This is a genomic window from Sphingomonas sp. BLCC-B65 (assembly GCF_028550675.1).
Lineage (GTDB): Bacteria > Actinomycetota > Actinomycetes > Actinomycetales > Microbacteriaceae > Microbacterium.
Genome location: NZ_JAQQGL010000001.1, coordinates 2,744,228 through 2,766,919 on the forward strand (window position 1 = coordinate 2,744,228; position 22,692 = coordinate 2,766,919).

Annotated in this window: 21 protein-coding genes and 1 tRNA gene; 13 read left to right on the forward strand and 9 right to left on the reverse strand. The window is 68.7% G+C overall.

Annotation, left to right across the window (positions count from 1 at the left end; all coding sequences use genetic code 11):
- Positions 1-108: 108 nt before the first annotated feature.
- Both PP359_RS12940 and PP359_RS12945 read left to right on the forward strand, forming a co-directional pair.
- On the forward strand, positions 109-1,410 hold the full coding sequence (locus PP359_RS12940; RefSeq protein WP_036317014.1) for an aspartate kinase: 1,302 nt from the start codon (positions 109-111) through the stop codon (positions 1,408-1,410).
- Positions 1,411-1,445: 35 nt separating this feature from the next.
- Complete coding sequence (locus PP359_RS12945; RefSeq protein WP_499250772.1) at positions 1,446-2,252, forward strand: IclR family transcriptional regulator; 807 nt, start codon at positions 1,446-1,448, stop codon at positions 2,250-2,252.
- On the opposite strand, the gene PP359_RS12950 is transcribed toward PP359_RS12945, so the two are convergent.
- The 3 genes from PP359_RS12950 to PP359_RS12960 are packed head-to-tail and all read right to left on the reverse strand — an operon-like array spanning position 2,249 to position 5,631.
- Positions 2,249-3,004: an IclR family transcriptional regulator domain-containing protein gene (locus PP359_RS12950; protein ID WP_036317019.1), complete on the reverse strand. Its 756-nt coding sequence runs from the start codon at positions 3,002-3,004 to the stop codon at positions 2,249-2,251. The genes PP359_RS12945 and PP359_RS12950 overlap by 4 nt on opposite strands.
- 18 nt (positions 3,005-3,022) lie before the next feature.
- Positions 3,023-4,141, reverse strand: coding sequence for an alanine racemase (gene alr / locus PP359_RS12955; protein ID WP_347417566.1), 1,119 nt, complete (start codon positions 4,139-4,141; stop codon positions 3,023-3,025).
- Complete coding sequence (locus PP359_RS12960; protein ID WP_036317031.1) at positions 4,138-5,631, reverse strand: amino acid permease; 1,494 nt, start codon at positions 5,629-5,631, stop codon at positions 4,138-4,140. Before PP359_RS12960 ends, alr begins: the two co-directional genes overlap by 4 nt.
- Before the next feature lie 276 nt (positions 5,632-5,907).
- Here PP359_RS12960 and PP359_RS12965 point away from each other — a divergent pair, with 276 nt between their 5' ends.
- Genes PP359_RS12965 through PP359_RS12975 form a run of 3 tightly spaced genes read left to right on the forward strand, consistent with a single transcriptional unit; the run spans position 5,908 to position 9,727 of the window.
- Entirely contained in the window at positions 5,908-6,963 is a 1,056-nt protein-coding gene (locus PP359_RS12965) for a homoserine dehydrogenase (protein WP_347417565.1), read from the forward strand.
- Positions 6,960-8,351, forward strand: a complete 1,392-nt coding sequence (locus PP359_RS12970; RefSeq protein ID WP_347417564.1) for an aldehyde dehydrogenase family protein — start codon at positions 6,960-6,962, stop codon at positions 8,349-8,351. The genes PP359_RS12965 and PP359_RS12970 overlap by 4 nt, the downstream gene beginning before the upstream one ends.
- Positions 8,348-9,727, forward strand: coding sequence for an aspartate ammonia-lyase (locus PP359_RS12975; protein WP_499250773.1), 1,380 nt, complete (start codon positions 8,348-8,350; stop codon positions 9,725-9,727). The genes PP359_RS12970 and PP359_RS12975 overlap by 4 nt, the downstream gene beginning before the upstream one ends.
- Positions 9,728-9,739: 12 nt before the next feature.
- Here PP359_RS12975 and PP359_RS12980 read toward each other — a convergent pair whose 3' ends face one another.
- The gene (locus PP359_RS12980; RefSeq protein ID WP_239498554.1) at positions 9,740-10,198 is read right to left on the reverse strand and encodes an Lrp/AsnC family transcriptional regulator; all 459 of its coding nucleotides are present in this window, start codon (positions 10,196-10,198) and stop codon (positions 9,740-9,742) included.
- Between the two features lie 110 nt (positions 10,199-10,308).
- Here PP359_RS12980 and PP359_RS12985 point away from each other — a divergent pair, with 110 nt between their 5' ends.
- From PP359_RS12985 to PP359_RS13000, 4 genes are all read left to right on the forward strand, one after another.
- The gene (locus PP359_RS12985; protein WP_112930920.1) at positions 10,309-11,514 is read left to right on the forward strand and encodes a trans-sulfuration enzyme family protein; all 1,206 of its coding nucleotides are present in this window, start codon (positions 10,309-10,311) and stop codon (positions 11,512-11,514) included.
- 155 nt (positions 11,515-11,669) lie between these two features.
- A complete protein-coding gene (locus PP359_RS12990) occupies positions 11,670-12,740 on the forward strand; it encodes an aspartate-semialdehyde dehydrogenase (protein WP_347417562.1) in 1,071 nt (356 codons plus the stop codon).
- 202 nt (positions 12,741-12,942) lie between these two features.
- A complete protein-coding gene (locus PP359_RS12995; protein ID WP_135949403.1) occupies positions 12,943-14,418 on the forward strand; it encodes a malate:quinone oxidoreductase in 1,476 nt (491 codons plus the stop codon).
- A 22-nt stretch (positions 14,419-14,440) separates the two neighbouring features.
- Positions 14,441-15,043 carry a thymidine kinase gene (locus PP359_RS13000; RefSeq protein ID WP_036317070.1) on the forward strand — a complete coding sequence of 201 codons (603 nt, stop codon included), beginning with the start codon at positions 14,441-14,443 and terminating at the stop codon, positions 15,041-15,043.
- Here the strand turns inward: PP359_RS13000 and PP359_RS13005 are convergent.
- Positions 15,036-15,866, reverse strand: coding sequence for a DUF1295 domain-containing protein (locus PP359_RS13005; RefSeq protein ID WP_347417561.1), 831 nt, complete (start codon positions 15,864-15,866; stop codon positions 15,036-15,038). The genes PP359_RS13000 and PP359_RS13005 overlap by 8 nt on opposite strands.
- 100 nt (positions 15,867-15,966) lie before the next feature.
- Here PP359_RS13005 and PP359_RS13010 point away from each other — a divergent pair, with 100 nt between their 5' ends.
- Positions 15,967-16,704, forward strand: coding sequence for a FadR/GntR family transcriptional regulator (locus PP359_RS13010; RefSeq protein ID WP_112930925.1), 738 nt, complete (start codon positions 15,967-15,969; stop codon positions 16,702-16,704).
- 2 nt (positions 16,705-16,706) lie between these two features.
- Here PP359_RS13010 and PP359_RS13015 read toward each other — a convergent pair whose 3' ends face one another.
- The 4 genes from PP359_RS13015 to PP359_RS13030 all read right to left on the reverse strand — a co-directional run bounded on the left by PP359_RS13015 (position 16,707) and on the right by PP359_RS13030 (position 21,204).
- The gene (locus PP359_RS13015) at positions 16,707-17,471 is read right to left on the reverse strand and encodes an HAD-IIB family hydrolase (RefSeq protein ID WP_347417560.1); all 765 of its coding nucleotides are present in this window, start codon (positions 17,469-17,471) and stop codon (positions 16,707-16,709) included.
- A 71-nt stretch (positions 17,472-17,542) separates the two neighbouring features.
- A tRNA-Pro gene (locus PP359_RS13020) sits at positions 17,543-17,616 on the reverse strand.
- Positions 17,617-17,632: 16 nt separating this feature from the next.
- Positions 17,633-18,628, reverse strand: a complete 996-nt coding sequence (locus PP359_RS13025) for a metallophosphoesterase (RefSeq protein WP_347417559.1) — start codon at positions 18,626-18,628, stop codon at positions 17,633-17,635.
- Entirely contained in the window at positions 18,625-21,204 is a 2,580-nt protein-coding gene (locus PP359_RS13030; RefSeq protein ID WP_499250774.1) for a transglycosylase domain-containing protein, read from the reverse strand. Before PP359_RS13030 ends, PP359_RS13025 begins: the two co-directional genes overlap by 4 nt.
- Before the next feature lie 86 nt (positions 21,205-21,290).
- Here PP359_RS13030 and sp36 point away from each other — a divergent pair, with 86 nt between their 5' ends.
- The 3 genes from sp36 (at position 21,291) to PP359_RS13045 (ending at position 22,666) form a co-directional block, all read left to right on the forward strand.
- A complete protein-coding gene (gene sp36, locus PP359_RS13035) occupies positions 21,291-21,509 on the forward strand; it encodes a Sp36 family protein (protein ID WP_036317087.1) in 219 nt (72 codons plus the stop codon).
- Entirely contained in the window at positions 21,506-21,973 is a 468-nt protein-coding gene (locus PP359_RS13040; RefSeq protein ID WP_499250775.1) for a RidA family protein, read from the forward strand. The genes sp36 and PP359_RS13040 overlap by 4 nt, the downstream gene beginning before the upstream one ends.
- A gap of 225 nt (positions 21,974-22,198) precedes the next feature.
- Positions 22,199-22,666 (forward strand): neocarzinostatin apoprotein domain-containing protein, encoded by a 468-nt coding sequence (locus PP359_RS13045; protein WP_378791995.1) that lies wholly within the window; start codon positions 22,199-22,201, stop codon positions 22,664-22,666.
- The last annotated feature ends 26 nt before the right edge of the window (positions 22,667-22,692 follow it).

Sequence of the window (22,692 nt, forward strand, 5' to 3'; positions counted from 1 at the left end):
CTCGTCGGTCGCCCGTCACATGGCGTCGGCGGTATGCGCCGATCCCTAGGATGGGGAGGTGGGCGCGGCATCCGAGTGCCCGTCGACATGTCTTCAGGAGTTCCACACGTGGCGCTGATCGTCCAGAAGTACGGCGGCTCGTCCGTCGCCGACGCCGAGAGCATCAAGCGGGTCGCCAAGCGCATCGTCGATGCGCGCCGCGCCGGGCACGACGTGGTCGTCGCGGTGAGCGCGATGGGCGACACGACCGATGAGCTGATCGACCTCGCCGCGCAGGTCGCCCCGATCCCGGCGCCTCGCGAACTGGACATCCTGCTGAGCTCCGGCGAGCGCATCTCGATGGCGTTGCTGGCGATGGCCATCCACTCGATGGGGTTCGAAGCCCGATCGTTCACCGGCAGCCAAGCCGGAATGATCACCACCGCAGACCACGGCTCGGCGCGCATCGTCGACGTCACCCCCGTGCGCCTGCGTGAGGCGCTCGACGAAGGTGCGATCGTCATCGTCGCCGGCTTCCAGGGCTTCAATCGGGATACCCGCGACATCACGACTCTCGGTCGTGGCGGCTCCGACACCACTGCCGTTGCGCTCGCCGCCGCGCTCGACGCCGACGTCTGCGAGATCTACAGCGACGTCGACGGCATCTTCACCGCCGACCCGCGCGTCGTGCCGAAGGCCCGCAAGCTCGACGTCGTGTCTGCCGAGGAGATGCTCGAGCTCGCCGCCAACGGCGCCAAGGTGCTGTACATCCGCGCCGTCGAGTACGCGCGTCGCCACGGCGTGATGATCAACGCCCGCTCGACGTTCAGCTCCGGACGCGGCACGTTCGTGCTCGGCCCGGGCATGAGCGTTCCCGAAAGCCTTGCTCCCGACAGCACAGAGGAGTCCCCCATGGAAGAGCCCATCGTCGCCGGCGTCGCCACCGATCTCAGCCAGGCCAAGATCACCGTCATCGGCGTGCCCGACGTTCCCGGCAAGGCGGCGGAGATCTTCACCGTCATCGCCAAGTCGGGGGCCAACGTCGACATGATCGTCCAGAACGTGTCGGCGGCGGCGACCGGTCGCACCGACATCTCGTTCACGCTGCCCAAGTCGGATGCCGCGACGGCGCTGCGCGCACTGGCCGCCGAGCAGGCGGGCATCGGTTTCGAGAGCCTCGTGCACGACGACCAGATCGGCAAGCTCTCCGTCGTCGGCGCCGGCATGCGCACCCACTCCGGTGTGTCCGCGACGCTGTTCGAGGCGCTGTCGACCGCGGGCGTGAACATCGAGATGATCTCGACCTCGGAGATCCGCATCTCGGTCGTGCTCCGCGGTGACGAGCTCGCCCAGGCCGCCCGCGTCGTGCACACCGCCTTCGGTCTCGACAGCGACACCGAGGCGACCGTCTACGCCGGCACCGGCCGCTGACGCCGAGCGGCCGAACGGCCGCATATCCTCGTTCCATGTCGCCGCGTTCCGTTCCCGAGGATCAGGTCACCGCCGTGCCCTCGCGTTCGAGCATGGGTCGGGGCTTCGACGTGGTGGCCGCCATGGTCGCCCTGTCTCCGATGCACGCGGACGGGGTGAGTGTGCAGCAGGTGGCCCAGCAACTCGGACGCGATCGGTCGCAGGTGTCGCGTACGCTCGCCGCCGTGCATGATGAGGGGCTCGCCGTTCGCGATAGCGAGGGACGTTATCGCCTGTCGTGGGACTGGTACGCCACGGCGCAGGAACTCGTGCATCGGCGGCTGCGCAGCGCCGGGCTCGCCGTGCTCGACGACCTGGCGGCTGCGAGCGGCGAAGCCTGCTTCCTCAGTGTTCTCTCCGGCGATGCCACCGTCACGATCGTGGAGAGCATGCCGCCGGCGACACGAATGATCGGCTCGTGGGTGGGACGCGCCTACCCCGCGTTCTGCAGCGACGCCGGACGCGCCGTGCTGTGGGATGCCGACGAGGAGGAGATCCGTGGTGTCTTCGCCGACACGGACTTCTCCCGCGGCGGCCCCCGCGCTCCGCGCGACGTCGATGAGTTCCTCGCCCGCATGGAGGCGAGCCGCGCGCAGGGCTTCGCGATCGTCGACGAGGAAGCCGAGCCGCAGCTGTTCTCCGTATCGGCGCCGGTGTGGGATTTCCAGGGTGAGGTCGTCGCCGGTCTGCAGATCGTCGGCGAGAAGGCTGCGCTGGCGCCCCGTGTCGACGAGCTCGGGGCCGCGTGCGTGTCTGCCGCCACGGTCCTGTCGGCAGCGCTCGGCGCCGCCGACAGACGTTAGGCGGGCTGGTCCGCGACGAGGCTGAGTCTGTCGACGGCGGACGCCAGCGCGGTGAGCGCCTCCCGAACGCGGCGCTGCCCCCGAGCAGGAGCCGTCACCGCGACCGCAGCCACGATTCGTCCCCCTCGCCGGAGGGGCAGGGCGTGCTCGTGCGCGCCTTCGACGTACTCCTGCGCCGCGGTGATCCGCCCGCTCGTCCGATCGCGCGCCTGACGGGCGATCACCTCTTCGGGGGAGTGCGCTGCGGCGGGACCGCCGACGCCCACGAACTGCACCGCCTCCAGAAGAGCCGAGATCTCGGCGTCTGAGTGGTCCCAGAGCAGGGCCCGTCCCGCGCCGGTGCACCAGATCGGCAGGCGTGCGCCGGGATGCAGGTAGCCGTCGTCGCGCCCGGACGGATGCTCCACGCGCAAGAGCACGGCCGCAGGGCCGTCGGCGGCGGCGATGACCGCGCTGACGTCGTGGGCGACGGCGAGTCGGCGCAGCTCGCCGCGCGCGGCGCGCAGCCACGGGTGGGCGAGAGACGCGCCGGTGCGCAGATAGCGGGGCCCCGCACCGAAGAGCGTGGCCTCGTCGCGCTCCAGGTAACCCAGCTCGCGCAGCTCCTGCGTCAACCGCGACACGCGGCTGCGCTCGATGCCGGTCGACTCGGCCAGTCGTGACGCGTTGTGCGCGAGCCGACCCGACCTCTCGCGACGCACGGCCTCGTCCACGAGGGCGAGGCCCTGAAGGAATGACGAGGGGGAAGCCATGTCGTGCTCTCGCGTCGGTCAGGCGGACAGAGAGATCGCTCGCCGCGGCAGGAGGCGACCCCAGGATGTATAGAGGTTAGCCGCGATCTGTCCGCTCGCGTGTTCCAGATCGGCGCCGCTGATGCGTTCGGCCCCCTGTGCACCGTAGAGGACGACCTCGTCGCCGATCACGGCATCTTCGGCGGAGGTGACATCGACCAGCAGGGTGTTCATCGCGAGCCGATCGACGACCGGCATCCTCCGTCCGCGGACGAGTACCTCGGCCCGCCCTCCGAGCGTGCGCTGATACCCGTCGGCGTAGCCGAGCGGAACGGCGGCGAGGCGGGCGGGGGCATCGAGTCGATGCGTGCGGTCGTAGCCCACCGTGCGCCCGGCCGGATACGCCGAGATCGCGGCGATCCGCGACACCAGGCGCATTGCGGGCCGAAGTCCGGCGAGGGATGCCGAGGTGTCGCCGTACAGTGCGGCACCGATCCGCACGAGGTCGAAGCGCGAGGCGGGAACGGTCAGGGCCGCATAGGAGGTCGCGCAGTGGCGCTGGAGCGGCCCCCGAGCCAGCAGCGCGCCCGCGTGGCGCGCCTGGATCGCGAACGCGGCGGCGCCGTCGTGGACGTCATCGGCGTCTTCGCACGGGAAGTGCGACGCGACGCCGACCACGTCCAGTCGCGCGTCGGCGCCGATCTGCCTCAGCTGCGCCGCCGCATTCGCGTCGTCGAGGTCGATGCCGTCACGGCTGATCCCGGTCGCGTTGATCGAGACGTGCGCGCGCACCCGGCGCCCGGTCGCCGCCCCCGCCGCGGCGACGACGGCGGCATGTGCGGCACCGCCGATCCACTCCTCGACGCCGAGGCCGGCGGCATCCTCCACCTCCTCGCGCAGGGCGGCGCGAAGCCGCAGGATGCGTCCGGCGAATCCGGTGGCCCGCACCGTGCGGGCTTCCTCGTTGGATGTCACACCGAAGCTCTCGACGCCGCGAGCGATGAGGGTCGGCGCGACGAGGTCGACACCGTGGCCGTAGGCGTCGGCCTTGACCACGGCGCAGACGTGCGCGCCCGGGCCGAGAGCGTCCCGCACCGCCCCGAGGTTGTGGGCGACGGCGCCGGTGTCGACCTCGACCCAGGCAGCGCTGGCGCTCACGCCTGCGGGGCGTCGTTCGCGGTGACCGGGGCCTCCTCCGACACCGCGACGCGATGGGTCGCCCCGCGGCGTCCGTAACGCCACCAGAAGAACAGGTAGCACGCGGCGACGAAGGGGACGCCGAAGTACAGCGCCGCGACCTGATTCGGGTCGAACGCGATCGCGACGATCGAGATCAGCAGCAGGGCGAATGCCACGATGGGAACGACCGGGAACAGCGGCGTGCGGTAGGCGAGCGTGCCGATGTCGCCGCCGTCGCGGACGAAACGTCGCCGGTGGAAGTACAGCGACGCGACGATCGACATCCATACGGCCACGACGGCGAAGCCGGCCACCGAGACGAGCACGAGGTAGACGGTCTCTGCCGCGATGATGCTCGACAGCAGCGAGACCAGTGCCAGAGCGAGGCTCACGCTCAGGGCGACGATCGGGATGCCGCGGGGCGTCAGACGCAGGAGCGCCTTCGGGGCGTGTCCCTCTTCCGCGAGTGAGAAGAGCATCCGCGCGCACGAGAAGAGGCCGCTGTTTCCGGCCGAGAGCAGGGCCGTGATGATCACGAAGTTCATGATGTCGGCGGCGAAGGGCACGCCCACGTACTGGAACACATCCACGAAGGGGCTGCTCGTCAGGCCTGCCTGATCGTAGGGGAGGATGGCGGCGATGACGGTGATCGAGCCGACGAAGAGCACGAGCAGCCGCAGCACGGTCGATCGCAGTGCGCGGGGGATGTTCTTCGCCGGGTCCTTGGTCTCTCCGGCCGCGACGCCGATAAGCTCCGAGCCGCTGAAGGCGTAGAACACCGCGAGCGAGGTCACGACGACACCACCCACGCCGCCCGGGAACAGGCCGGCCGGCGTCTGGAAGTTGCTGAAGAGGACAGCGGCGGGGTGCTCCGTCGACAGCGGGGTGAAGCCGAAGATCGCGGCGCCGCCGAGCACGATCAGGGCGACGATCGCGAGCACCTTCACCAGTGAAAGCCAGAACTCGGTCTCGCCGAACACGCGTGCCGAGATGGCGTTGATGGTGAACAGGGTCGCGGCGAAGATGAGACACCAGAGCCAGACGGGCACCGCGGGAAACCAGCGCTGCATCAGGATGCCGGCGGCCGTGAACTCGGAGCCGAGCGCGACCACCCAGCACAGCCAGTAGAGCCATGCGGTCGTGAAACCGGTCGCCGGGCCGATCGAGCGTGCCGCGTAGATGTGGAAGGCGCCCGAGACCGGGTAGGCGATCGCCAGCTCACCGAGGCACGCCATCACCAGATAGACCACGACCGCGCCGACGAGGTAGGCGATGATCGCTCCCAGGGGGCCGGCCTGGTTGATGGTGTAGCCGGAGCTCAGGAACAGCCCCGATCCGATCACGCCGCCGAGAGCGATCATGATCAGGTGGCGGGCGTCCATGGAGCGCTGCAGACGGCGCAGGGGCACCTGCGTCGCCGTCGTGTGGGGCAGGACGTTCGGGAGGTCCTGCGCGGAAGTGGAGCGCATGTCGGTCTCTCAATCGAGTCGAGGTCGTGGGAATGAGAAGTGCTGCATTTTCACATCGTTGTGATGATGATGCACACCATGTGTTTCCGGGAGATTACTGATGCTCAGGCCCCGGCACAAGGTTTCGGGGTCGATCGAACAGCGCATTCTCGCAGACGGGCGATGTGTCAGCGGCGCGGACGACATGTCAGTGGGCAGGAGCACACCGGCAGGCGCGCACGGACGCGTCGGCTGCGCAGACTGATCGCACCCGTCCCCGACCTGAAGGAGATCGACGTGGACCGACATGACATCGCACTGATCGGATTCGGCGGCGTCAACCGCGCGTTCGCCCAGATCGTCCATGATCGCGGCGAGCGATTGGCCGATGAGCTCGGCTTCGCGCTGCGCATCGTCGCGATCACCGATCTGCGCCTGGGCTCGGTGATGCAGTCCGACGGCATCGATCTCGCCGCCGTCTTCGCGATGCAGGCTGACGACACGTTCGCCGGCTGGCGCGGCGGCGCCGCGGTGCCCCAGAACGACTACGTCATCCGCCACACGACGGCGGACATCGTCGTCGAGGCGACCTTCACCAATCCGCTCGACGGAGAGCCCGGCATCTCCCATGTCCGCACCGCGCTGGAGTCCGGCAAGAGCGTCGTGACCACGAACAAGGGTCCGGTCGCGCTGGCGTCGGGCGAGCTGAATCGGATCGCCGCGACGCACGGCGTCTTCTTCGCGTACGAGGGCTCGGTGATGAGCGGGACCCCGGTTCTCCGCTTCGCCGCCGAGACGCTGAAGGGGCTGCGGGTCACCGAGGTGCAGGGGATTCTCAACGGCACGAGCAACTACGTTCTCGGCCGGATGGAGAACGGTCTGTCCCTCGACGCCGCCGTCGCCGAGGCGCAGCAGCTCGGTTACGCCGAAGCAGACCCGACTGCCGACATCGGCGGCTCGGACGTGCAGCTGAAGGTCGTGATCCTGGCGAACGAGATCCTCGGCGCCGACATCACGCCCGCCGATGTCACATGCGAGGGCATCGTTGGCGTGACACCCGAAGACATCGCACGCGCCGCCGCCGAGGGTGCGCGGTGGAAGCTCATCGGCTCGGCGCGCCGTGATGAGACGGGAGCGGTCGTCGCGAGCGTTCGCCCCGTGGCGCTGGCCGCCACCCACCCCCTCGCCGGCGTGTCCGGGGCCACCAACGCCGTCTCATTCGACACCGACCTGCTCGGCACCGTCACGGTGTCCGGACCCGGCGCTGGGCGCGTCGAGACGGCCTACGCACTGCTGTCTGACATCATCGCGATCGACGCCGCGCAGCACGCCCCGATCGAGGTGGGGGCGTGAGCGCGCCGGTGATCGAGAACGACCTGATCGTGACGTCGCCCTTCGACGGCGTGATCATCGGCACCGTCGTACAGAGCGGACCGGACGAGATCGACGGCGTCCTCGATCGTGCGCGCACGGGCGCGGCGATCTCCCGCGATCTCTCCCGCTTCGCACGGCACGAGGTCCTCGAGCGCGCCGCGGCGCTCCTTCGGGAGCGGGCGGACGAGGCCGCTGCGCTCATCGTCGCCGAGGCGGGCAAGACCATCCGCCAAGCGCGCAAGGAGGTGCGGCGGGCCACGATGACGCTCTCGCTCTCGGCGGATGCCGCGCGCTCGCACCCCGGCGAGGTGATCGCCTTCGACGCCTTCGAGGGCTCGGAGAGCCGGCGCGGCTGGTTCACGCGCGAACCGCTCGGCATCATTGTGGCGATCACCCCGTACAACGACGCGTTGAACCTCGTCGCGCACAAGCTGGGACCTGCCATCGCCGGCGGCAATGGCGTGATCCTCAAGCCCTCTCAGTTCACGCCGCTGACGGCGCGGTTCCTGGTCGACCTGCTGATCGAGGCCGGACTTCCCGACGAGATCGTCACCGTGGTGCACGGCGACCGGCATCTCGCGCAGGCGCTCGTCGCCGCCCGCGAGGTGCGCATGGTCTCCTTCACCGGCGGCCTCGCGACGGGTGAAGCGATCGCGCGACACGCGGGACTGAAGAAGCTCGCGATGGAACTGGGCGGGAACGCGCCCGTGCTCGTGTTCGCCGACGCCGACCTCGACGCCGCCGCAGAGGCGTGCGTCTCGGGCGCGTTCTGGGCAGCGGGACAGAACTGCGTGGGTGCGCAGCGTCTGCTCGTCCAGCGATCGGTGTACGACGCCTTCCGCGAACGCGTGGTCGCTCGCACCGCAGCTCTTCGTGCCGGAGATCCGACGGACGAGGCCACCGATGTCGGCCCGATGATCACGGAGGATGCCGCGCGGCGGGCCGAGCGACTCGTGGCCGACGCCGTCGCCGCGGGGGCACGCGTGCTCGTCGGCCATCGTCGCACCGGATCGGTCTACACTCCGACCGTCGTCGAGAACGTCCCCACTTCGTGCGAACTCTGGGCCGACGAGGCGTTCGCCCCCGTCGTGACGCTGGTCGCCTTCGACACGGAGGACGAAGCGATCGCGCTCGCAGAAGAGCCGGAGTATGCGCTCCATGCCGCCGCGTTCACGTCCGACATCGCGCGCGCCCTGCGTGTCGCCGATCGGCTCGAGGCCGGCGGGGTCATGATCAACGACTCCTCCGACTACCGTGTCGACAGCATGCCCTTCGGCGGAGCCAAATACGGCAGCATGGGCCGTGAGGGCGTCCGGTTCGCCTACGAGGAGATGACGCAGCCCAAAGTCATCTGCATCAACGCATGAACGCCGTGCGGGTGGAGCGCGACGCGCTCGGTCAGTGGGAGGTCCCCGCTGACGCGTACTGGGGTATCCACACGGCACGTGCGCGTCGGAACTTCGAGATCAGCGGGACGCCGATCTCCCGGCATCCCGCTCTGGTCGCTGCGCTCGCCGAGGTGAAGCTCGCTGCCGCGACGGTCAACGCCGCCCACGGACTCATCGACCCGCTCATCGGCAGGGCGATCGTCGCCGCGTGTCGACGCATCATCGCGGGTGAGCTGCACGACCACTTCGTCGTCGACGTGATTCAGGGCGGCGCCGGCACGAGCTCCAACATGAACGCGAACGAGGTCATCGCCAACGCAGCGCTCGAAGCACTCGGAATCGCGCGCGGCCGCTACGACGTCGTCCATCCCATCGACCACGTCAACCGCAGTCAGTCGACCAATGACGTGTATCCGACCGCGATCCGGCTCGCGACCGTCCGCGCCCTGCGGCGACTCGCCCCCGAGCTGACAGCGCTCGCGGCATCGTTCGAGGACCGCGGCGACGCCTTCGCCGGAATCCGCAAGATCGGGCGCACCCAGTTGCAGGACGCCGTGCCGATGTCGCTCGGCGATGAGTTCACCGCGTTCGCAGCGGCGATCTCAGAGGATCTGCGCCGTCTCGAGGAGACGGTGCCGCTCCTGTTGGAGTGTTCCCTCGGCGGTACCGCGATCGGCACCGGGGTCACCGCTGACGCGGCGTACCGGGGCGACATCGTCGCCGCGCTCGCGGCGGCATCCGATCTGCCCGTCACCCCCGCGGCGCATCTGTTCGAAGCGAGCTGGGACACCAGCGCCTTCCTGCAGACCTCGAGTCTGTTGCGGCGGATCGCGGTCAAGCTGTCGAAGATCAGCAGCGACCTTCGGCTGCTTTCCAGCGGACCGCAGACGGGGCTGGGTGAGATCCGGTTGCCCGCGCAGCAGGCCGGGTCCTCGATCATGCCGGGAAAGGTCAACCCCGTCATCCCGGAGGCGATGAACCAGGTCGCGTTCGCGGTCATGGGTGCCGACGTCACGATCGGCATCGCCGCCGAGTCCGGGCAGCTGCAGCTCAATGCGTTCGAGCCGGTGATCGCGCACAGTCTGCTGCAGGCGATCGAGTGGCTGACGAACGGTGCGCGGATGCTGCGGGAGCGTTGCGTCGACGGTATCCGCGCGCGGGAGGAGACGCTCGAACGCAATATCAGCGTGGCCGTCGGGGCCGTGACGGCGCTCGTTCCGGCCATCGGGTACGAGGCGGCGGCCCGGGCCGCGCACCAGTGCCTGGCGACGGGGGAGTCGCTGGTCGACGCCGTGGTCGCGCACGCGGGCATCGACCGGGACGAGGTCGCGCAGCTTCTGGCCGCGGCGCGGTGACGCGCGGCCGGTTCAGCTGCGGTCGATCGCGCGCGTGAGGGAGACGGCAGTGACGGTGTTGGCGACGCCCGGAATCGCGGCGACCTGTTCCCAGATCTGCCCGATGCGATCCATCGTGGCGGCGTGGAGCGTGACGAACAGGTCGTACTCGCCCGACAGCACATCGCAGCGGACCACCTCGGGGATGCCGCGCAGGGTAGCGATGACGCGGTCATCGCGCATGCGGTCGGAGCGGTACACCATGACGAGCGCCGTCACTCCTCGCGCCGCCGCCGCTCCCGGCACGACCGTGTACCCGGCGATCACGCCGTCGCGCTCCATGCGTTCCATCCGCTGCTTGACGGCGTTGCGCGAAAGGTGCACGCGCGCTGCGATGGCGACGAGGGGCACGCGCGCGTCGGCCGTGAGAGCCGCGAGGATCTCGCGGTCGATGTCGTCGAGGGCGCCGCTGATCATGCTGACTCCGTGCATTAAAAGCAATTGTGAATGTTAATAAGGCACACTAGCGTGGAGGTGCGTACGGCGGAAGCGGGATCGCGCCGCGGACGTGACAGACGCCGATCGGCTTTCAGGAGGACCTCATGAGTGCACGCCCCGACCGTCGACGCGGCGAGAGCCTGTCCGATCTCAGCCTCGCCGTCCACGGCGGCATCCATGTGGATTCGACGCGCGCCCTGCGCACTCCGCTCGTGATGGCGAACTCATATGCCCTTCCGGAGGACCCCAGCGAGATCAGCTGGTCGGCGACCGCGCCCGGGCTCTACACGCGCAACACCGGCGTCAATCAGCAGGCGTTGCAGGACAAGCTCGCGGCGCTCGAGGGCGGGGAGGATGCCGTGGCTCTCGCCTCCGGCGTCGCCGCCCTGCATGCCGTCTTCTTCACTCACGTGCGCGTCGGCGATCACGTCGTCGTCAGTGACGAGACGTATGAGGCGACGTGGCGGCTCTGGACCGAACTGCTGCCGGGGCGCTACGGGATCGAAGCGACGTTCGTCGACATCAGCGACCTCGACGCCGTCCGCGCCGCGATGCGGCCGCAGACCCGGCTGGTGTGCATCGAGGCCATCGCGAACCCCACCACGAAGGTCGCCGACGTGGCCGCGCTCGCCGAGATCGCGCACGCGAGCGATGCCCTGCTCATGGTCGACTCGACGTTCACGCCCCCGCCGCTGTATCGCCCGCTGCACGATGGCGCCGACCTCGTGGTCCACTCCCTCACGAAGTACATCAACGGTCACGGCGATGCGATGGGCGGGGCCGTCATCGGCCGCCGCGAGCTGATCGAGCCGATCAAGGCCGACGCCATGGTCGATGTCGGCGGTGTCATCTCGCCCTTCAATGCGTGGCAGATCCAGCGCGGCTCGGTCACGCTTCCGTTGCGGATGCGCCAGCACACGGCATCCGCGGCCGCGATCGCCGCCTTCTTGGAGGATGACCCGCGGGTCGCCTTCATCCGGTACCCGGGCCTTCGCACTCATCCGGACCACGCGCTCGCGACGCGGCAGTTCACGGCTGGGTTCGGCGGCATGATGGCCTTCGCCGTCGACGGCGATCCCGATACGCAGAACCGGTTCGTGTCGCGGCTGCGGCTGATCACGTCGGGGTTCTCGCTCGGCCACGACGACTCACTGATCGTTCACACGGGCACCGGGGGTGGGCGCGTCGCCGCGTACCCCGAGGAATTCCGCCGCTGGGGTCACCTGCGACTGTCGGTGGGCCTGGAAGACACCGCGGACCTGTTGGCCGACATCGCCGCCGCGCTCGACGAGACGTTCGACGGGCGCTGACCACCGGGCGTGCGCACAGTGGCAGGAATGCGCGCCTGCGCGACCGGATGCCGCCGTCATACGGCGTCGGCCCATGCGGCGCGGCCGGTAGAATCGCGGCATCCGCCCGTTCGGGCACGTTCTCTCCGTTCACGGCATCGCTGCAAGGATCCCTCATGACCCGCATCTCTGACTCAGGACTCTCTGTCGCCGTCGTCGGCGCCACCGGACAGGTCGGCACGGTCATGCGCGAGATTCTCGCCGAACGGGCCTTCCCGATCCGTGAGCTCCGCCTGTTCGCCACGGCGCGCTCGGCCGGCACGGCCGTCGAGTTCGGCGGCGAGACCATCATCATCGAGGACGTGGCCACCGCCGATCCCACCGGCATCGACATCGCGCTGTTCAGCGCCGGTGCGACCGGCTCGCGTGCGCACGCCCCGCGTTTCGCCGAGGCCGGCGCAGTCGTCATCGACAACTCGAGCGCCTGGCGCATGGACCCCGAGGTGCCGCTCGTCGTCAGCGAGGTCAATCCCCACGCGACGGTGAACCCGCCGAAGGGCATCATCGCCAATCCGAACTGCACGACGATGGCGGCCATGCCGGTGTTGAAGCCGCTCGACGCCGCGGCCGGGCTGGAGCGACTGGTCGTCAGCACCTACCAGGCCGTGTCGGGCTCGGGCGTCGCCGGCGCGCAGGAGCTGCTCGGTCAGGTCGAGGGCGTTCTTGCCCAGGGGCACACGCTCGATCTCGTGCACGACGGCAGCGCACTCGACTTCCCGCAGCCGGAGAAGTACGTCGCGCCCATCGCGTTCGATGTGATCCCCTTCGCCGGCAACCTCGTCGACGACGGCGACAACGAGACCGACGAAGAGAAGAAGCTCCGCAACGAGAGCCGAAAGATCCTCGAGCTTCCCGACCTTCGCGTCGCCGGCACGTGCGTGCGCGTGCCGGTCTTCACCGGGCATTCGCTGTCGATCCACGCCGAGTTCCGCGACGACATCACGCCCGAGCGGGCGCGCGAGATCCTCTCGTCGGCACCGGGCGTCGTTCTCGAAGAGGTGCCGACGCCGCTGCAGGCCGCCGGCAACGACCCGAGCTACGTCGGCCGCATCCGTGCCGACCAGTCCGCGCCCAAGGGCAAGGGGCTGGTGCTGTTCATCAGCAACGACAACCTCCGCAAGGGCGCCGCGCTCAACGCCGTGCAGATCGCCGAGATCGTCGCCGCGCGCCTGACCGCCGCCGCCTGACGGCGGTCCGAGCACCGCTCACCGCGAGACCGTCTGACTGCGAGACACGGTCCGCGCACCGAAACACCGCCGGACGGCGCGTGTCTCGGTGCGGAACTCGTTTCTCGCGGAGTTGAGCGGTGTGAAAGAACCGCAAGAGTTGACGGCGGTGGATGCCGCGCCTCGCGGAGGCCGTGGAAAACGGCGCCTAGACTGGATCATTGTGAGTGAACCCGTCGACGTCGTCCTGATCGGCGGTGGCATCATGAGTGCCACCCTCGGAACCCTCCTGAAGCAGCTGCAGCCGGACTGGAAGATCGTGGTGCTCGAGCGCCTCAGCGACGTCGCCGAGGAGTCCTCCAATGCCTGGAACAATGCGGGCACCGGACACGCGGCGCTCTGCGAGCTCAACTACATGCCCGAGGCCAAGGACGGATCGGTCGACCCTGCCAAGGCGATCTCGATCAACGAGCAGTTCCAGCAGAGTCGGCAGCTGTGGGCGAGCCTGGTGGAGCGCGGCATCCTCGATGCGCCGTCCACCTTCATCAACGCGACCCCCCACATGACCTTCGTGCGCGGCGAGAAGGATGTCGCGTACCTCAAGAAGCGTTACGAGGCGCTGCGCACGCAGCCGCTGTTCGAGGGCATCGAATACTCCGAGGACTCCCGCGTCATCAATCAGTGGGCGCCGCTGCTCATGCACAAGCGCAAGAAGGCCGACGAGCCTTTCGCGGCCACGCGCGTTCCGGCCGGCACCGACGTCGACTTCGGTTCACTGACCCGTCAGCTCTTCTCCCATCTCGCCGATCAGGGCGTCGACGTCGTCACCAATCGCGAGGTGCGAAAGCTCCGCAAGAACGCGGACGGCACGTGGAACGTGTCGTACCGTCACACGCTCGGGCGTACGCCGGGGAGCCTGTCGGCGCGGTTCGTGTTCGTAGGCGCGGGTGGCTGGGCGATCAAGCTGCTGCAGTCCTCGCGCATTCCGGAGATCTCCGGTTACGGCGTCTTCCCGATCGGGGGGCAGTGGCTCAAGACGTCCAACCCGTCGATCGTCGCGCAGCACAAAGCCAAGGTGTACTCGCAGGCCTCCGTGGGGGCGCCCCCCATGTCGGTGCCGCATCTGGACACCCGCGTCGTCGACGGTGAGACCTCGCTGTTGTTCGGGCCGTTCGCGACCTTCAGCCCGAAGTTCCTGAAGAACGGCCGCATCACCGACATCGTCGCGCAGGTGCGTCCCGGCAACATCGGTCCGATGTTGAAGGTCGCCATCGACAATCCGGGCCTGATCAAGTACCTGGTCAGCGAACTGCTCAAGAGCCACAAGCGCAAGGTCGATGCGCTCCGCGAGTTCATGCCGACCGCGAAGGCCGAGGACTGGGAGCTGCTGCAGGCCGGCCAGCGCGCCCAGGTCATGAAGAAGGATCCGCAGAAGGGTGGCGTGCTGCAGTTCGGCACCGAGGTCGTCACGTCGGCCGACGGGTCGATCGCTGGCCTGCTGGGAGCGTCTCCGGGAGCGTCGACCGCGGCATCCATCATGCTCGGCCTGCTGAAGACATGCTTCCCCGACCGCATCTCCGCGTGGGAGCCGGAACTGAAGGCGCTGATCCCGAGCTACGGATCGACTCTCAACGGCGACCCGGCCGCCGCGGAGGCGTCGCTCGACGCTACCGCCGGCGTGCTCGGCATCAACCGCTGATCCGGGTCGGGGCGGCACGGGCATGGCGAAGCTGTACTTCCGCTACGGGGCGATGAACTCCGGCAAGTCGACGGCCCTGCTGCAGGCGGCATTCAACTACGAGGAACGCGGACAGCACGTGCTGCTGGCCAAGCCCGAGATCGACACGAAGGGTGCCGATCAGATCTCCAGCCGACTCGGCGTGGAGCGTCAGGTCGACTTCCTCATCGCTGCGGATGCCGATCTGCGCGCCCTCGTCGCCCAGCACGCCGCCCGCTACGACGGACGGGTGGCGTGTCTTCTCATCGACGAGGCGCAGTTCCTCACCCCGGCCCAGGTCGACGACCTGTTACGGATCGTCGTCGACGACGGCATCCCCGCCCTTGCCTACGGCATCCGTACCGACTTCCAGACGCGCGCCTTCCCGGGCTCGGCCCGTCTTCTGGAGCTCGCCCACAGCCTCGAAGAGCTGAAGACCATCTGCCGCTGCGGGCGCAAGGCGCTGTTCAATGCGCGACTGGTCGGTGGTCGGTTCGTCTTCGACGGCGACCAGGTCGCCATCGACGAGCTGTCGCACGAGAAGGTCACCTACGAGTCGATGTGCGCGGAGTGCTACCTGCGCGAGTCGGGCGGCCGGCTCAGCTGACGCTCGCCCCGTCGCGGCGGCGCGGCAGCGGGACCAGCATCGAGGTCGTCCTCCGGTACTGGGCGTATGCGGGGTACTTCGCAGCGGAGATCGACTCGGTGAACACGGTCGACCCGACGAACAGGAGCGTCAGCAGGATGGCCCCGACGATCGTCGGGTTGAGCACGCCGCCCCACACGCCGGCTCCGGAGGCGACCGCGGCCGTCGCGCCGAACGTGTAGAAAGCCCACCACTGGGCCTGCTCGAAGAAGAAGTTGGGATGCCGGCTGTAGGCGAAGAGCCCCGTCGTGAGGAAGCCGTCGGCGCTTCCGCGCGCTTTTGCCTGATGGAAGTCCCACTGCTGCTGATCGGCGACCGTCTCACCGATGAGGAATCCGAGGAAGAGCGCGGCGATGAGCGCATCGGCCGCCGTGAGCGGAGCCGGATGAGTCCTCGCCCACTGCGCGGGGAGCGTGATCAGGACGAGCAGCGTCATCTGGTACAGCACGATGAACACCAGGTTGAAGACCTGGAACCGTGCGGGCGACATCCTGCCGCGCAGGATCGCCCACCGGTAATCCTCCACCCCGGAGTAGCCGCCCTTCCGCGCGAAGTTGAAGGTCAGCCGCGCGCCCCACGCCGTCACGAGCGCCGCCATCAGAACCAGGCGCCCGGCGTCGTCGCCGCCGGCGAGTGCGCTCGCCGCGAAGACCCACACGTAGACCACCGGGACCACGGACCACGCGCGGTCCACCCACGACGTGTCCTTGGTGACCAGTGAGGCGATCCAGCACAGCGCCGAAACGGCGGCGGCGATGATGACGACCACGAAGAGCGGATCCATGGTCTGAGCGTAGGCCCGCCGGTGCGACCGGCGCGGCTTTTTGCCGGTCCGAACGGCGTGCGCTACTGTGGCCTGACCATTAAGCGACGGGGAGACCAGGATGACCGAGAACGCACCGGCACGCGCCTGGCGGGTCGTGCTCGAGAAGATCGAGGCCGACCTGCTCAGCGGTGCGCTCGGACCGGGCGATCGTCTGCAGCCCGAGCGCGAGTTGGCGGCCACACTCGGTGTCGGCCGTTCCAGCGTGCGCGAGGCTCTTCGGGTCCTGGAGGTGATGGGGCTCATCCGCACCGCAACGGGATCCGGGCCGACGGCGGGCGCGATCGTGACGGCGACGCCGCACGGCGGGCTGGCGCAACTCCTGCGTCTGCAGGTCGCTGCCCATGGCTTTCCCATCCCGGACGTGTACGAGACGCGACTTCTGCTGGAAGAGTGGGCCGTCGCCCACCTGGCAGACATCGACGAGCCCGACCTCACGGAGGCGCGGGCCACTTTCACCGCCATGGAGGACGAACAGCTGACTGCTGACGACTTCCTCGCGCTCGACGCCCAGTTCCACCTGCGCTTGACGGATGCCGCCGGAAATCTCGTGGTCGCCGCGACGATGGCCGGTCTTCGCACGACGATCGAGAGCTATATCCGTGCCGGTGCGCGCCGGATCTCCGACTGGGACACGACCGTCCAGCGGCTGCACCGCGAGCACGGCGATATCCTCGCCGCGATCGAGTCCGGCGACGCGGAGCGTGCGCGCGAGCTCGTGCGCGCCCACATCACCGCCTACTATGCGGATGCCGGGTTGCCGGCACCCTCGACCGCCGTGGTGGCCGTCGACGGCTGACGTCAGCGACGGGGGAGCGTCGGGATCAGCTCGGTGAGATAAGCGGAGGTGTGCTCCCACCCCTCCACGGCCTGGCAGGTCACACCCATCGCGAGGACGGGGTAGTCGTTGCCGTGCTCGTCGAGGCGATCGCCGACGAACAGCATGTCATCGAGCGAGATGCCGGTGACCTCGGCGAGCTTGCGCATGCCGTACGCCTTGTCGATGCCGCGGTGGGTGATGTCGACCGACGTCGAGCCGCCGGAGCGGACCTCGAGATCGGGAATGCGCGCGGCGACCGCGTCGCGCAGCGCGTTCTTCTTCTCGCCCGTCGGGTCCCAGGCCATCTTCGCCTCGAGGGGAGCTGTCTGCCCGAGCGCGGAGAAAGTGATCTGCGAGCCGCGATCCTCCAGGATGTCTCCCCACGGCTCGGCCTCCCACAGGCCCAGGCGACGGGCCTCTTCCTCGACGGCGGTGAGGGCGCGCGACTTCTCGTCGTCGGTGAGGGCGTGCGCGTAGACCGTGCGGACGCCACCCTCCTCGAGTCGGTAGTACTGCGTCCCGCACGTGGGCATGAGGTGGAAGCGGTCGAGGGTCGCGGCATCCGCCGCCGGAAGCCGCTCGACGACCTGCGACTGGAACTGCTGCAGCTGGCCGCCCGAGATGATGGCCACCTCGACGCGCGTCGCGAGCTCGAGCAAGAGCTCTCCGATGCGGGGATCGATGGCGCTCTTGGAAGGAGCCAGCGTGTCGTCGAGATCGAACGCGATCAGGCGGGGGGTGGTCATCGGGTGCTCCCATCCGGTGAATGAGCAAGGAAAGGCCCCGCCGGATCTCTCCAGGCGGAGCCTCTCTGCTGTCGGGGTGACAGGATTTGAACCTGCGGCCTCTTCGTCCCGAACGAAGCGCGCTACCAAGCTGCGCCACACCCCGTGGCAACCCTCCGAGTCTACCCCGTCGATGCCTCCCGTGACGAATCGAGCAGGCTGTCGTCCTCGCGACGCGCGCGCAGCGTGAGCACCGACGCTTCGGGACGGCATCCGAAGCGCACCGGAGCGTAGATCGAGTGTCCGAGCCCGGCCGAGACGTTCAGCGGCACGCGGCGTCCGGCAGCCGCCCAAGTGCTCAGACCGCGGGCCTGGTCGAGGGGGATGTCGCAGTTGGCCACCAGGGCGGAGGGGGAGAAGGGGATGCGCACCTGACCGCCGTGCGTGTGTCCGGCGAAGATCGCCTGGGCGCCCAGTTCGACGAATCGGTCCAAGACGCGTTGGTACGGCGCGTGCGTCACACCGATCACGAGGTCCGCATCGCGTGCAGAACGCAAGAGCCGACCGCGTCGGGCGCCCTCGAGCGCGGCAGGCAGAGCCGGCAGATCGTCCCACTCGCGGTGCGCGTCGCTGACTCCGAAGGTCTCCAGCCGCAGGCCGCCGGCCTCGACGACAGCCGCGGTGTTGTTCAGGTTCGTCCAGCCGAGCTCATCGGTGAAGTAGGCGTCCATGGCTGCCGTGTCCAGCCCCACGACGTTGCGCGGACCGGCCGACGGCCCGCGGAAGTAGTTGAGAGGATTCCGGGCCGACGGTCCGCTCACGTCGTTCGAGCCATGGACGAAGAGTCCCGGCACACCGCGCAGGGGCGCGAACGCGGCACGGACGCCCTTCAACCCCTCGGCATGGCCGAGATTGTCTCCGGTGTTCACGACGAGATCGGGTCGGACCGCGTCGGCGAGCAGGGCGATCCACTGCTGCTTGCGATGCTGCCACGGAGCCATATGGGCATCCGAAAGGTGGAGCACCGTCAGCGACGGAGAACCGACCGGAAGGATGTCGAGCTCATGCCGACGGACCGTGAAGAGGAAGCGTTCGATGCAGGTGCCCCAGACGGCAGCTCCGACAGCCACCGCCCCCGCCGCCGAGACGGCGGCGAGGGCGGTGCGCGCGGGCGTCACGGACGTCCGCCGCAGTTCTTGGCCTGGTACTGCACGGTGATCTGCGTGCTGCGGTTGACGACCGTTCCCGCGGCGGGATTCGTGCCGGTCACGGTGCCGTTGTCATCGGCGGTCGGCGAGGCGGTGCACTGCTGGGCGACATTGCTGAAGCCCTGCGCCTTCAGTGTGTTCACGGCATCCGTGGGCTTGCCGCTCACGGCCGGAACGGCGATCCCCTGCCCGTTGCTGGGACGGATCGTGACGGTCGTGCCGCCGGCGACCTTGCCCGCACCGGGGTCCTGCTGGACGATGGTGCCCGCGGCTTCGGTTCCGTCGACCGGGTCGCCGACCGTCACCGAGAATCCGGCCGTGCTCAGCGTCTGCTGCGCCTGGTCGACGGTCATGCCGATCACCGACGGCAGATCTGTCAGCTGGCGCTTGGTCAGCGCGGCATCCGGGTCGGGGAAGCGATCGCCGCCGTACTTGGCGTTTGCGGCCCCCTGCATCGCCGGCCAGATGGAGTTGCGGATCTTGGAGAGTACGTAGCCGTTCTCGTAGTGATCGCTGAGGAGGTCGGTGCCTTCGACGTTTCCGACCCAGACGACGGTCGCGACCTTGGTCGACGAGCCGTCCATCCAGGTGTGCAGGTACTCGTGGATACCGGTCTTGCCGAACACGGGGACGCCGTCGCCGATCTGGGCGCCGGAGCCGGTGCCCGTCATGACGCCCTGCAGCGTGTACGCCGCCGTCGCCGCGACCGCCTCGCTCATCGCGGGCTGGCAGGTGATCTGCGGGGTGATGTCCTTGCCTTGCGCATCGAGCGCCTTGTCGATCGCCTTCGAGGGGCACAGCGTGCCCTTGGCGGCCACCGAGGCGTAGACCTGGGCCATGTCGATCGGAGCAACGGCCTGATCGCCGAGCACGTTGTAGGCGTAGTTCGTGGTGTCCAGCGCTCCGCCGCTGCCCGTCATCACGCCCATCTTCATCGCCAGCCGGTTCGTGCTGCAGACGGAGATCTTCTCCGCCATCGTGAGGAATCCGGAGTTCAGGGAGTCGCGCGTGAAGTTGTACACGGTACCCACGTAGCCCGAGTTGTTCTCGAAGTTTCCGATCTGTCCGTTGCCGTTGTTGCCCGCGACGACGTTCTGGATCGTCCCGTCGCACTGGTCGACCTTCTTCGGGCCGATGCGCCCGTTCAGGGTCTCGTTGACCGAGTGTCCCTGCTCGAGCCAGTTGAGCAGACTGAAGATCTTGTAGGTCGAACCCGCCGAGTGACCGCCGCCGCCACCGTTGTCGGCGCGCACGTTGTAGTTGACCTGTGTGGTGGGTCCGTTGACGGCGGCATCGTCCGTCGAGAACGGGCGGTTCTGCACCATGGAGAGAATGCGCCCCGTGCCGACCTCCACCTGCACGGCGGACGCGCCCAGGTTCATGTAGTCGACATGGGCGGGCACGATGGAGATGGCCTTCAGGCCCTCGTCCTGCAGCGTCGGGTCGAGCGTCGTGTAGATCTTCATCCCGCCGCGACGCAGGTTCGCCGCGCGCGTGTCTTCGTCGGCGCCGAAGGCGGGGTCGTTGAGCAGAATGGTGCGCACGTACTCGCAGAAGAACTCGGCGCCCGTCGCGTTCTGGCAGCCCTGGCTGCGGTTCGTGATGTTGGGTGTGATGGGCGAGGCCATCGCGTCGTCGTACTCCTGCTGCGAGATCTTGCCGTTGGCCAGCATGCGGCCCAGCACGTAGTTGCGTCGGTCGAGGGTGAGGGAGTACCCGTCGGCCTGGCTGTTGATCGGGTTACCGGCCTTGTCGGTCGTCGACCCTTCCGGCATATCGATGCGGTAGACGTTGGGAGCCTGCACCATGCCGGCGATCGTGGCCGCCTGTGCGATCGTCAGGTCTGCTGCCGACACGCCGAAGTAGTGTTCGGCCGCCGCGCCGATGCCGTAGACGAGGCCGCCGAAGTTGGTGATGTTCAGGTAGCCCAGCAGGATCTCATCCTTGGAGTACTGCTTCTCGAGCTGGATCGCGTACCGCATCTCCTGCAGCTTGCGCTGGTAGCCCTCGGACCCCTGGTTGGCCGTCGTCGTGGCGTAGCATGCGGCGACTTCGTCGGAGTTCTGCGCCTTGCTCTCACAGTTCTGCTGCAGCACGTTCTTGACGTACTGCTGGGTGATGGAGGAGCCGCCTCGGTTCGAGCCGTTGGAGGCGTTGCCCACCAGGGCGCTCAGCGTCCCGACGAGGTCGACGCCGCCGTGCGTGTAGAAGTTCTTGTCCTCGCTGGAGGTGATCGCGTCGTACATGACGGGGTTGACCTGGTCGAACGTCACCGGGATGCGGTTCTGGTCGTAGAACTCCGCCATCAGTGCGTCGTTGCCGTTCGCGTCCTTGCGGTACATCTCGGTCGGGAGCATGAGCGGATCGATCTGGAGGAAGCCCGGCATGTTCTCGAACGTGTCGAGTGCGCTGGAAGCGGCGTAGCCGGAGACCGCGATCGCCGGTGTCACGGTGGCCGTGACGAGGATGCCGGCGATGGCGCTCAGACCGACGAGTCCCGCAATGCCACCGAGCACACCGGTGGCCGTCCGTTTGAGTTGGGGCATAGGCTTGATCGTAAGGGAGAACCCTGGGGGATCCCTCGGTGCGCGCGGGCGCGCCACCACTGGCCACACCGAATCCGGGAGTCCGCATGACCACGTGGGAGTACCTCACGACCCCTCTGCTGATCCACAACACCGCCGCGATCCTCAACAACTGGGGCAAGCAGGGGTGGGAGCTGGTTCAGGTCGTCCCCGGACCCGAAGGTGGACTCGTCGCGTACTTCAAGCGCCCCGTCGGCGCGGGCACCGCGAACGCGGGCCTCGGCGCGGCGGCGGTCGCCGCCCAGCAGTTCGGGGAGGACGCATGAGCATCGCCGCCCGTCTGAATGAGCTCGGCATCGAGCTCCCCTCCGTGGTTCCTCCGGTCGCGTCGTACGTCCCCGCCGTCGTTCACGGCGATCTCGTCTACACCTCGGGCCAGTTGCCGATGGTCTCGGGTGCGCTGCCGGCCACAGGCAAGGTCGGCGAGGGAGACGGGCTGGTTGCGGCATCCGACGCCAAGAACCTGGCGCGCCAGAGCGCGCTGAACGCCCTCGCGGCTGCGGCAGCCGTCGTGGGCGACATCGATCGGCTGGTGGGCGTCGTCAAGGTGACCGGGTTCGTCGCGTCCGTGCCGGAGTTCACCGGTCAGCCCGGTGTCATCAACGGCGCCAGCGATGTGCTCGGCGACATCTTCGGTGACGCCGGACGCCATGCCCGTTCCGCCGTCGGCGTGCCGGTGCTGCCGCTGGACAGCCCCGTCGAGGTCGAGGTCGTCTTCTCTCTCGTGTGATCTGCGCCGTGCTCGGCAGATCGGGGGGCGTCCCGACGATCTCGGCCTTTCTTCGAGCCGTGATTTAGGTTAGCCTCACCTAAGAGTTTGATGAGAGCCGGGGCGGCGACTGTTGGTAGCGGCAGCCGCCCCGGCACCTCATCGGCTCACGAGCGCCCGCACGCGTGCGGGCGTTGCACCGAGTGCCGAGAGGCACTCCAACCCTACTGATTGGAGTACTCCCTCATGTCCAGCACCCTGCGAAAGCGCACGATGGCCACCTCGATCGCCGGCCTCGCGCTGGCCCTCGTCGGCCTCGTCGGCGTCCCTGCGTACGCCGCGACCGGTCTCAGCCCGGCGCCGTCCGTGGATGCCGCCGGCGCTCGCTACTTCCTCGACGGTGACACCACGACGACGACCGTGACGGGCCTCGCCGCGAACACCGAGTACTACGTCGGTCTCTGCGCGAACGCTTCCTACCTGTTCGGCATCCCCGCCTGTGCCGGCTTCCAGACGGTGACCTCGGACGCCTCCGGGACGCTGAGCGCGGCCGTGCTCCTTCAGCGCAACGGCACCAACACGCACGCCTCCGCCCCCGGGCAGCCGGGCACGGTGAACTGCGCGGCCACGAACGCGTGCGCGATCAAGGTCGCTACGCACGGCACCAGCAAGCAGATCGTCGACCAGAGCGTGTCTTTCCGCGTCGACGAGTAATCCCCCCCCGCGACGGTGGGCGGGGC